The sequence below is a fragment of the Coleofasciculus sp. genome (assembly GCF_046539235.1).
Classification (GTDB): Bacteria; Cyanobacteriota; Cyanobacteriia; order Cyanobacteriales; family Coleofasciculaceae; genus Coleofasciculus.
In genome coordinates this window covers 1-9,177 of the sequence record NZ_JBKHHI010000267.1, presented here as the reverse complement: position 1 = coordinate 9,177, position 9,177 = coordinate 1, and the positions used below count along the sequence as shown (strand labels likewise).

The following is a 9,177-nucleotide window of genomic DNA, read 5'->3' as shown; positions in this document are numbered from 1 at the left end:
CACTTGTATTACGAACCTGTCCACATAGTTGAGGAAAAAAACATGATACGGACTGCACCTAAGACTTCAACCACTGACATGGAAGTGACAAGCATCCGCTTGGAGAGAGAGTTAAAGGAGAAGCTCAAAGATCTGTCTGGCAACCAAGGCTATCAAGCCCTGATTCGAGATATCCTCTGGAACTATATCCAGCAGAAATCAGGGGATTATCGACCAAACTTTTCCGTCTACGATATCAGAGCCAGCATTCGGGCTACCGCCCAGCAAGAAGAACGGTGTGTACTCACGGGCAAGTTTATTCAACCCCAGGAACCCATGTTATTAGGACTAACGTTTAACGGTGATATGGTGCCTCTCAGTTTGGAGAGTATGCCGCCGGAGACATCCAACGTTAAAGCGGCGCGTTAGGCATCCACCTATTCAAAATGCGCTAACGGTAGGGATACGATATGTCATGTCCCTACCATAGGTCTCGTTAAGAGTCATGATGGGAATTTTGGAGAAGGTATCTGACTAGAGGATTTACTCAGTTAGCCGTTGAGTTAATTGCTCTATCCCATATTGAGGAACAAAATCTGTTTTATGGGGCAGTGACGATGGGTGATGTTTGGCGGTTTGGCAAACTGGAACGCAGTCAACAACAAATTACTCAAGATATCAATTTGTTTAAAGTACCGGATGATGTGGATAGCTTAGTCAGAGTCCTGCTGGGAATCTTGGAGGGAGAGTGAGAGCGATCGCACTCTCTCCCTTCAAGTTTATTTAACAGGACTTATATCAAGTTGCAGTCTAAGGTAGAATCTGTCATGGTTCGCGGAGTCCGGAGCGAAGCGGAGGAACGAAACGAAGCATCTGCGAAATCCTTCACTTCGTTCTAGGACAGGCTCCGTGTAGCTCGCGCATCTGTAGAACCCACCATAAGTGGTCAAGGTGCGTTACGCTACGCTAACACACCCTACTGGCTACTGGCGTGACCCTTCGATTACCGTCCGCGATGTTACAGAACTCAAGCAGCATGAACGAATTCTGGATACAATCCTGTGTAACTATAAATAAGCTACTTAGTGCAAGAAGGTAGAATTTCTGCCTTGCGATAGTACAGTTTTCCCGATGAATGGGTTAAGGTAAAGCTGTTGAAACGATTAGGCTGTAATGAGTTCAGACCCAAATAACACATCACCGGAACCGGAAAAGGCTCAAGAGCAAACTCCAACGGTTGACCCAAAGGATTTAACCATGAAACCCGGTTATATTGCCGATCGCGATGCTGAGGAAACCGTAGACAATCCAGCCTTAACACCACAAATGCCCAATGATCCCAGTGATGATCGGGGAGATTTAAGGCGCGATTAACGACAACGGAATTTCCCTGATCTCAGACGTTCCACCGGAACGTCTCTACTGATTGGTTATTTTAGAGGCGCTCTAACTAATCGGGTTACCGACAATCGGTAGACTCAATCGGAACAAATGCTAAACCGTAATATCGGTTACTACAGGGTACAACCTGTACTAATAATCCTGGAGGATTCCAGCGATTACCATTCGGTTCAAACTTAATGGTTCCAGTTGCTCCATCAGTGCTAAAGCCAGGAGCCATCAATGTTTCTTGCATACCCATGCGTGTTGGTTTATCTTGCATGACTAAAGCCTGCTTGTGGGCACGAGCCGCATCATAGGCGAGAGCCGTTCTAGAACTAACTTCTCCTCCCCACAAGTCACGAGCGTCTTGAACAAATTCTTGATTGGGACTATTCAAGCCCAGCCAAGGCGAAAATAAAACGAACTTGTCAAACGGTTTGAAATTAGCAATGGCGAGAATCTTCGGACCGTAGAGAGACCAGCTTCCTACTATCCAATTATCACCATTATTAACCTTGACCAAATCAATGGCATGGAAAAGAGATTCCGTCACTTGACCATCTGGAAGTAAAACCAAGGCTGTTTCCCCAGCTTGTTGGTTGACTTCCTTGATTGCCTTCTCTGCATTGAAATTATTTTTCGACAAATTAAATTCTTTTACGTTGACAACCTTGCCTCCCTTTTCTTTGAACATAGTTTCAAACTCCTGTCGCAGCGAACTGGAGAAGGGGCTATTGGGATTGTAAAAGACAACCGCTTGTTTTTGACCCACTTCGTTACGGAGGTAATCAGCTAAATACTTTGCTTCCACTCGATTACTCGGAACTGTCCGAAAAAAAACATCTTTCGGCTCTTCTGTCAGTTCTTCAGTGGTTGTCCCCTGAGATATCACGACCAATTTGTTCTCTTGGTAAACATCAATAGCAGCTACCGTTGCTTCGCTAGTTTGGTGTCCGACAACACCCAGAATCTCTTGCTGTTTCACCAATGCTTCTGCCCTTTGCTTGGCGGCTTCTGTATCATTTCTATCATCAGCTATGACAACTCTCAAACCCATCTGATTCTTAATTACTTGCTTAGGCAGGAACCCATTGCCCGGAAAGTCCTCAACCAGTTTTTCCTCACCCTCAAAGAGACCCAAATTGACTTCCGTTTGTAATTGGGCAACGCCCCTCAGAATTTCTTGAGCTAATTCTGAATCGGTTACGGATTTTAATTCATCCGGGTTGCGAATCACGGGAACGGCAACAGCAATGGTGTATAACTTTGCGCCTTGGGCTTGCAGCAACGCATTGTTTAAGTAAATTAACGTTTCCGGATCTCTGTTCTCTGTATGCCAGGATTCTTTGAGTAACTGAATCGCTTCTGTATATTTCGATTCGGCTAATAATTCGACGCCCCTTTCCTTTAACCGTGGGGGTAAGGTTTGCAGCAGAATTTCTTCTCCACAACTGATAAAGTCTCCCTGATTGGGAGGACAAGTTTTCCCCGGTTCTATGGCAACTTTGTCAAAGCTCATCAGTGTAGATAAAATGACGGCTAATCCCAAGCCAAATCTTAAACCAAGCCTTTGCCACTTATTCCTTTGTGGAGTCCAGGTAACAGAAGCGGCATTTGGATGTTGATACATCACAGGTAACCATGTCGCGTAAGGCAGTCGATCCTCTATAGATTCTAGTCTTTTTCTGGCGATACTGACTGCATTGTGGAGGGAGAGTCCTTGGGAAAAGTTCTCGATAAAAAACGTCAGGAATTTTTGGGCGACTTCATCGGGTACGGGTTCTCTCATCACAATGACTTGGGGAATCTTTAAATCCACTAACACCTTGGCTAACCCTAACCCGTCACAGCTATTAAAAATAGCTAAACTCAAGCCTTTTTTTATGGCAGTTGAGAGAGCATTTTGTAACTCATCAACGGTCAGACTTTCCGTTTCATTCAGATAAATTCTACCTGTGCTACCATCCCCTTCGGTATAACTATGACCCGCAAAGAAGAAGATATCCCACCCTTGTTCATCATGAAGCCTATTTTCTAACTGATCTCGTGTCGGTTTCTGAAGCAAGCAGGAATCTATCCCCGGTGTTTTCTTTAAAACTTGTTCGTCAAAGATGATATCGATTCCATCATTTTTGCCGAAAATAGCTAAGAGTCTGATTTGGTTTTTTGGTTCTTTTTGTCGAATTGCCTGATACTCAAACGTGCTTAAGATAATTTCAACAGAACGTTGACGTTCCCAAAAATCCCAGAGATGCCAAGGTAACTGCTGAAGCTGAGGGTTGTCAGTCTGAATCAAGACTCGAATGTCATTGTCTTTATAGTTATTTAACTGAACGGCTAAATTCTCCCGGATGCGATGAAATTCATTGGATGTAGCGTTGAGCCATTGGTTGATCTTCTCTTTCAACTGATCCGCGAATTGTTGACAGTCCTCTCTAGAGGTATTGTAATCAGGGAGTTCTTCTAAGCGGGGTCTGCGGTAAATTTCCTCAAGTTGGCGATAATTAGTCTGCCAATATTGATAGAGTTGGGTAATCTCAGGATTAGCAGGTAAACGTCCGCTAATTCTGCCTTCGTAAGAGTAACCTTCTTCCCCCCATTCCAGAATGACTCGAATTCCCCTGTCTAAGTCACCATCAAGGGTTAAATATACGGCTCGACCCATTGCTGACTCCTTTCGCCATTGACGCCGTTAGACTGCAAAGTTTTCGGTGAAGCTGGCTTCTGCCAGAGATAATTTTAGCGTAAACTGTTCTTTGAGTTTACCGCGAAATCGTTTAGTGAGTATAGTCGAATTGATTCCGGCTGAACGTTCGGAAAACACTTGTCCGGCTTCATCAATTATGCTCAAGGTTAGACCCAGGGGTAGTGTTTCGCGATCGCGGGGATGAATTTGCACTTCGATATCCATTTTTTGCTCAACGGCTTCGGTTAAATTGACCACTAAGTCTAGGGCGTAATCCGTCTGGTTTTTGCCTAAGTTTATCGGTTTAACCCCTGTTACTCTAGGCTTTTTCATCCCCAATCGACTTGGCAAACTCTCTGAGTCTCTTCCTTGCCTATTTTTATGGGAAAAAGGGGTGACTTGACTTGGATTTGGCCTAAAACGCCATGCGGGTTGTAGTGCTGAGGGTTTAAACGCTGCGGTAAAATTTTGCCAACCTCCCTCAAAGATATTCTCAAACCACTGGCTCAAGTTGATTAGTGTCGTCAGAGTTTCTATCTGTTCTAAGAAATCTTCCAGGGAACCTAACTGAATCAACGGTAACTCTGGTGTTTTCACCGTTTTGACAAATCCCAGTAGTGTTCCTTCTGTCAGGGATTCGTTGAACTGCACAACTAAATAGCCAATCTGGTTTTCCCTAACCCCAGAAGGAATTTTAACCACCTGGGATTCTGAGCCTACCGGAAGGCACTTTAGCGTCCCTAGCTTTGTGAGTGATAAATCGACAACGTCTGGAGGATTTGATTTCACTAAATTCCGGTTATTCCTTTCTTGTAAATCTGTCTCAATTCCCATACATTGACAGTAAAAATTTACAGCATGCACGGTTAAAATATTGAGATAAATTTGTTGCGCTTTTTGGGGATTTGACTGCTGTTTCGCCAACTGGTTTGCCCGATGATGTACGGATTGGGTTAACGCTACACTGAATGTTGGTTTTGGCAAGATGTCATTCATGATTACCGTCTTGAAGTAATGACTCAAATAATTAATACAAATATTCTCGCAAATGGGAAGAAAACCGAGTCAAGCAACGGTCGTAAAATCGACTAAGAGTTGATAGGGGAATTTTTAAATGCTCCGACAATTCTCGCCACGAATATCCTTCAATTCTCTTGATCACTAAATATTGAAAATTTACCTCTGTATGATTCGAGATATGTGTTGCTTGAAAAAGACCTTCAGGATCTTCTTTGATCCAGAAGATGATCTCCGAGGATAAAAGAGGATTTAATTCTGGTACGACAAGCTGTTCTAGGTTTTCAGTCCACAGTCTTTGAGTCGAACAACAGCTTTGTTTGACAAAGGAGCTTAAGATCTCATTAATCGCGTCAATAAATCGTCTTTTCATGATGAAATTAACCCACGCTATTACTTCTCCTCGATTCGGATCATACCCATTAATATTTTGACAGATATAAAGAAACGTGCGATTGCAGGCGGAACTATAAATGTCCTCATACAAGCCAGGAAACTGACCCGAATAGGGACGACAAAGTTGACCGGAACGCTGAATAGCATTGACTAGCCGGGTTAACGCTATTTGCCGCATCTTCGTATTAGCACGATGCTGCTGTGCTTTGATGGCTAGCTGCCTGAGTTCTTCATTGAGTTGCTGATTACCCACCATAATATCAAGATACTCGAATCCCTATAACTCTGGTTGATCAAATCATCTGCTTTGATCTAGTAGTCTGGTCAATGGTGAGACGATTATGCCAAACTCCAGTTTTTGTTACAAAGCTTAACACTATTCCCCATTTTCTCACCCTTGTGCAGAAAAATGTGGCTTCTGGTAGGTTAGTGTAAAATTTTGTACCTCTGTTGCTAATAGGAAAACCAATTGCAAGATCAAGCAAAAATTCACCAAAACTGTAATTACCAGGTATATCCTGCAAACGAATTGAAATATCGCTGAGGTTTGCTCCTTGCAAATTTGCTCCTTCTAGGTTGGCTCTTTCCAAGTTTGCACCTTGAATGTTGGCATCTTCCAAGTTGGTATTTCTTAGATCAGCATCTTGTATCAAAGTAGGTGCAATCAATTTGGCTCCCTTGAGATTAGCCAGTTGTAGATTAGCACCTTGTAGATTCGCAGCACTCAGGTCTGCACCTTCCAAGCTCGACTCAGTAAGCGAGGCTAAGGTGAGATTACTTCCTGTGAGAACCGCTTCAGTGAGATTAGCTTGGCTGAGGTTCGCGCCAACCAGGTAAGCTCTCACAAGTGTGGTACCTTGTAGATTGGCTCCTTGCCGAGCGCCAAGTACCTGTTCTATCAGGTATGGTTACCGTTCACTTACCCGAAGTCCTCTCAGGTCAAGTCAAAAGCTACACATCCTATGGAATTCCTGCTACTCGTCGCACTCTTGATGGTAAAACCTTTGAATTTGTTGCCAGTCAAGCATTGCCACCTGGGCAGGAACTCGAAGTGCAAATTATCTTTCCCTCATCGATTTTGAATCTTCCTCAACCTCAATGGCAGCAATTTAGGTTTGATCTTCAACAATTTTTTGTCTATATGCTTTGGAGCTTACCAGTCATTGGTATAGCTATGATGAAAGTTCTTCCCCGTCGATGTCCGCGTTGTGGAAAGCTGGCGCTCGAAACTCGGTCTCAAGTTTTGGTTTATCCAACCTCTTACAAGGGTAGAAAGCGAGTGACTCTGGATTGTAACAACTGTTTTTACCATCGCGAATTTGAAGTAACTATCCCCTGTAGTGGTGGCGACGGTGATGGCGGTGGTGGTGGTGGTGGCGGTTAAACTGAAGTGCCACGCCAAGTTAACGCTTGTTCGCTTCAATATCAATATGAGTACATCATACCAGCTGATAAACCAGCACCCACCTATGCTAGCCAGTGCAAAAACCTGACTCAAGCCAAAAAAGACATCCCTGAACTCAAGCAAGTACATTCGCAGGTGTTGCAACAAACCCTCAAGCGGTTACAGTTAGCGTTTAAAGGAATGTGGGGTATAAGACATGATTAATCAACTCTTGAATGATCGCTACAGTATTCAATCCATGCGCGATCGCTCCAGGACTGGATGCAAGTTGGGCGTCACTTCAGTGAAGCAGATCTCAGGGCAATTGCCCAGGAATTATTAGAAATTTTGGATTACCTCCACACCCACCAACCACCTGTCATTCATCGGGATATTAAGCCAAGCAATATTCTGTTGGGCGATCGCAGTGGGAATAGTCTTGGTCAAGTCTATCTCGTTGATTTTGGCTCAGTGCAAACGGTAGCAGATGGTGGCACGATTACAGTCGTCGGTACCTATGGTTATATGCCACCTGAGCAGTTTGGTGGCAAGACAATTCCTGCCTCAGATTTGTATAGCTTGGGTGCTACATTAATTGACTTGCTAACTAGAACCCATCCCGCTGATTTACCCAGCCGCAACGGTTGTATTCGGTTTGAGGCGGAACGACTCGCCAGTAAGCCGTTCCAAACCTGGCTTAGATTACTAATTCAACCCGATCTTAGTCAGCGATTCAAGAATGCTCGGTCAGCCTTGGATGCTTTACAAAAGGAGCAACTGACACTACAGTCCTTAGCAAAGGTTCACGTAAAGCCTAGGGGTAGCCGAGTTGTTCTAACTAAAACGGATGACCAACTACAAATTGTTATTCCTCCGCTTCCCCTTAAACAAAAACTCCAAGTTATTTTTTCTGGGTTGAAGCAAACGAGCTTCTGGTGTCTTCTACTACTGTTAGGCTTTTGGAAAGTTGAAACTTTATTACTGGTTGCACCATTGACTCTGTGGATAGTTTCGTCAATATGGATAAAAATTATTGGCAAAATATTTGAAGAGATTCAGTTGTTAATTGTTCAAAGAGAGATTTACTTAACTATTAACTGGTTAGGTATTAAAAAAAGATATTCATCACCGACCCAAGACATCATAAAACTTGAGCGCGTCACCTACAAAGAATACTTCGACACCATGCAAAAGACCAGTAAGCCAAAACTTCTGTATAGTGGACTGAATATCTGGGTAGGGAATCAATGTTATGCACTAGAAAAAGGTTCACTATTTGGTTATCGTCAAGGTGAAGCACAATCAAATTAGTAAGTCCAGATAAAGGACTGACATCTACTATTTGGTTGTTGTCGAGAAAAAGACCAATCAAATTAGTAAGCCTAGATAGAGGAATTACATCTGCTATTTGGTTATTGTCAAGGTCAAGCCTAGTCAGATTGGTAAGCCCAGATAGAGGACTTACATCTGTTATTTGGTTACTGCCAAGGAAAAGCCCAGTTAGATTGGTAAGTCCAGATAGAGGACTTACATCTGTTATTTGGTTGTTGTAGAGACCAAGCCCAGTCAGATTGGTAAGCCCAGATAGAGGACTCACATCTGTTATTTGGTTATCATTGAGGTAAAGCCCAGTCAGATTGGTAAGCCCAGATAGAGGACTCACATCTGTTATTTGGTTATTATTGAGGGAAAGAACAGTCAAATTAGTAAGCCCAGATAGAGGACTTACATCTGTTATTTTGTTATCGCTGAGGTAAAGCTTAGTCAGATTGGTAAGTCCAGACAGAAGACTTACATCTACTATTTGGTTAAAAAAGAGGTAAAGGCTAGTCAGATTGGTAAGTCCAGACAACGGATAGTACTTCTTTATTTGCTCAACCTTCGTTTATTAATTCTGACGGTTAAGGGTTATTTTATGCCAAAGAGGAATTTTGGAAACAAAACTTAATACTGGACGACCCATCCGCGCCAAATTTTCTTTACGCGAGCTTCCGTTTCAATAATTTACTTCGCTCAGTCCCGGCGAGGTTTTGAGAGAGCTTGCCGTTACCGTGTTAACACAGTCCAAGAGTCAGCCTGAGAGAGTTCCAGAAGACAACCTAGAGAAGACCCGCGATAGCGAAGCGAGTAAAGCGAAGCGCAGATCGCGTGTCTCTCTAAGCTCAAGCTGGGTAAACAGAGCCAGGGGGCTAAGGCGATCAATCAATTTATTAAAGAGGTGATGCCCAAATGCTTATCTCTATCCGATTAGACTTAACTTCCCATCACCCAGGGTTCGCCACCGATGGCTGTAAATCCACTTGAGACTCACCCACAGGTTGATAGCCATTCT

Annotated in this window: 8 protein-coding genes and 3 pseudogenes; 6 read left to right on the top strand and 5 right to left on the bottom strand. The window is 43.4% G+C overall.

The annotated features are described in order from the left end of the window. The first annotated feature begins 42 nt into the window (after positions 1-42). The 3 genes and pseudogenes from ACLFWI_RS20620 (at position 43) to ACLFWI_RS20610 (ending at position 1,353) form a co-directional block, all read left to right on the top strand. Complete coding sequence (locus tag ACLFWI_RS20620; protein ID WP_446414463.1) at positions 43-408, top strand: hypothetical protein; 366 nt, start codon at positions 43-45, stop codon at positions 406-408. Between the two features lie 101 nt (positions 409-509). Beyond that, positions 510-731, top strand: a pseudogene (locus tag ACLFWI_RS20615) (hypothetical protein); the annotation flags it as partial. Positions 732-1,152: 421 nt separating this feature from the next. Continuing rightward, entirely contained in the window at positions 1,153-1,353 is a 201-nt protein-coding gene (locus ACLFWI_RS20610; RefSeq protein ID WP_446414462.1) for a hypothetical protein, read from the top strand. Between the two features lie 85 nt (positions 1,354-1,438). On the opposite strand, the gene ACLFWI_RS20605 is transcribed toward ACLFWI_RS20610, so the two are convergent. Genes ACLFWI_RS20605 through ACLFWI_RS20590 form a run of 4 tightly spaced genes read right to left on the bottom strand, consistent with a single transcriptional unit; the run spans position 1,439 to position 6,306 of the window. Continuing rightward, positions 1,439-4,027 carry an ABC transporter substrate-binding protein gene (locus ACLFWI_RS20605; protein WP_446414461.1) on the bottom strand — a complete coding sequence of 863 codons (2,589 nt, stop codon included), beginning with the start codon at positions 4,025-4,027 and terminating at the stop codon, positions 1,439-1,441. A 27-nt stretch (positions 4,028-4,054) separates the two neighbouring features. Beyond that, positions 4,055-5,044, bottom strand: coding sequence for a DUF1822 family protein (locus ACLFWI_RS20600; protein ID WP_446414460.1), 990 nt, complete (start codon positions 5,042-5,044; stop codon positions 4,055-4,057). A gap of 31 nt (positions 5,045-5,075) precedes the next feature. Continuing rightward, entirely contained in the window at positions 5,076-5,717 is a 642-nt protein-coding gene (locus tag ACLFWI_RS20595; protein ID WP_446414459.1) for a sigma-70 family RNA polymerase sigma factor, read from the bottom strand. A gap of 37 nt (positions 5,718-5,754) precedes the next feature. After that, positions 5,755-6,306, bottom strand: a complete 552-nt coding sequence (locus tag ACLFWI_RS20590) for a pentapeptide repeat-containing protein (RefSeq protein ID WP_446414458.1) — start codon at positions 6,304-6,306, stop codon at positions 5,755-5,757. 59 nt (positions 6,307-6,365) lie between these two features. Here ACLFWI_RS20590 and ACLFWI_RS20585 point away from each other — a divergent pair, with 59 nt between their 5' ends. The 3 genes and pseudogenes from ACLFWI_RS20585 to ACLFWI_RS20575 form a co-directional block, all read left to right on the top strand. Then, on the top strand, positions 6,366-6,845 hold the full coding sequence (locus ACLFWI_RS20585; RefSeq protein WP_446414457.1) for a hypothetical protein: 480 nt from the start codon (positions 6,366-6,368) through the stop codon (positions 6,843-6,845). A gap of 15 nt (positions 6,846-6,860) precedes the next feature. After that, a pseudogene (locus tag ACLFWI_RS20580) lies at positions 6,861-7,052 on the top strand (RNA-guided endonuclease InsQ/TnpB family protein); the annotation flags it as partial. Between the two features lie 48 nt (positions 7,053-7,100). Beyond that, positions 7,101-7,493, top strand: a pseudogene (locus ACLFWI_RS20575) (serine/threonine protein kinase); the annotation flags it as partial. A gap of 511 nt (positions 7,494-8,004) precedes the next feature. Here ACLFWI_RS20575 and ACLFWI_RS20570 read toward each other — a convergent pair. Next, entirely contained in the window at positions 8,005-8,697 is a 693-nt protein-coding gene (locus ACLFWI_RS20570; protein ID WP_446414456.1) for a leucine-rich repeat domain-containing protein, read from the bottom strand. Positions 8,698-9,177: the final 480 nt, after the last annotated feature.

What these genes read in the sequence shown, in the direction of transcription:
- ACLFWI_RS20605 (WP_446414461.1), bottom strand. Translation starts at nt 4,027, where the DNA reads ATGGGTCGAGCCGTATATTTAACCCTTGATGGTGACTTAGACAGGGGA.
- ACLFWI_RS20600 (WP_446414460.1), bottom strand. Translation starts at nt 5,044, where the DNA reads ATGAATGACATCTTGCCAAAACCAACATTCAGTGTAGCGTTAACCCAA.
- ACLFWI_RS20610 (WP_446414462.1), top strand. Translation starts at nt 1,153, where the DNA reads ATGAGTTCAGACCCAAATAACACATCACCGGAACCGGAAAAGGCTCAA.
- ACLFWI_RS20585 (WP_446414457.1), top strand. Translation starts at nt 6,366, where the DNA reads ATGGTTACCGTTCACTTACCCGAAGTCCTCTCAGGTCAAGTCAAAAGC.
- ACLFWI_RS20620 (WP_446414463.1), top strand. Translation starts at nt 43, where the DNA reads ATGATACGGACTGCACCTAAGACTTCAACCACTGACATGGAAGTGACA.
- ACLFWI_RS20595 (WP_446414459.1), bottom strand. Translation starts at nt 5,717, where the DNA reads ATGGTGGGTAATCAGCAACTCAATGAAGAACTCAGGCAGCTAGCCATC.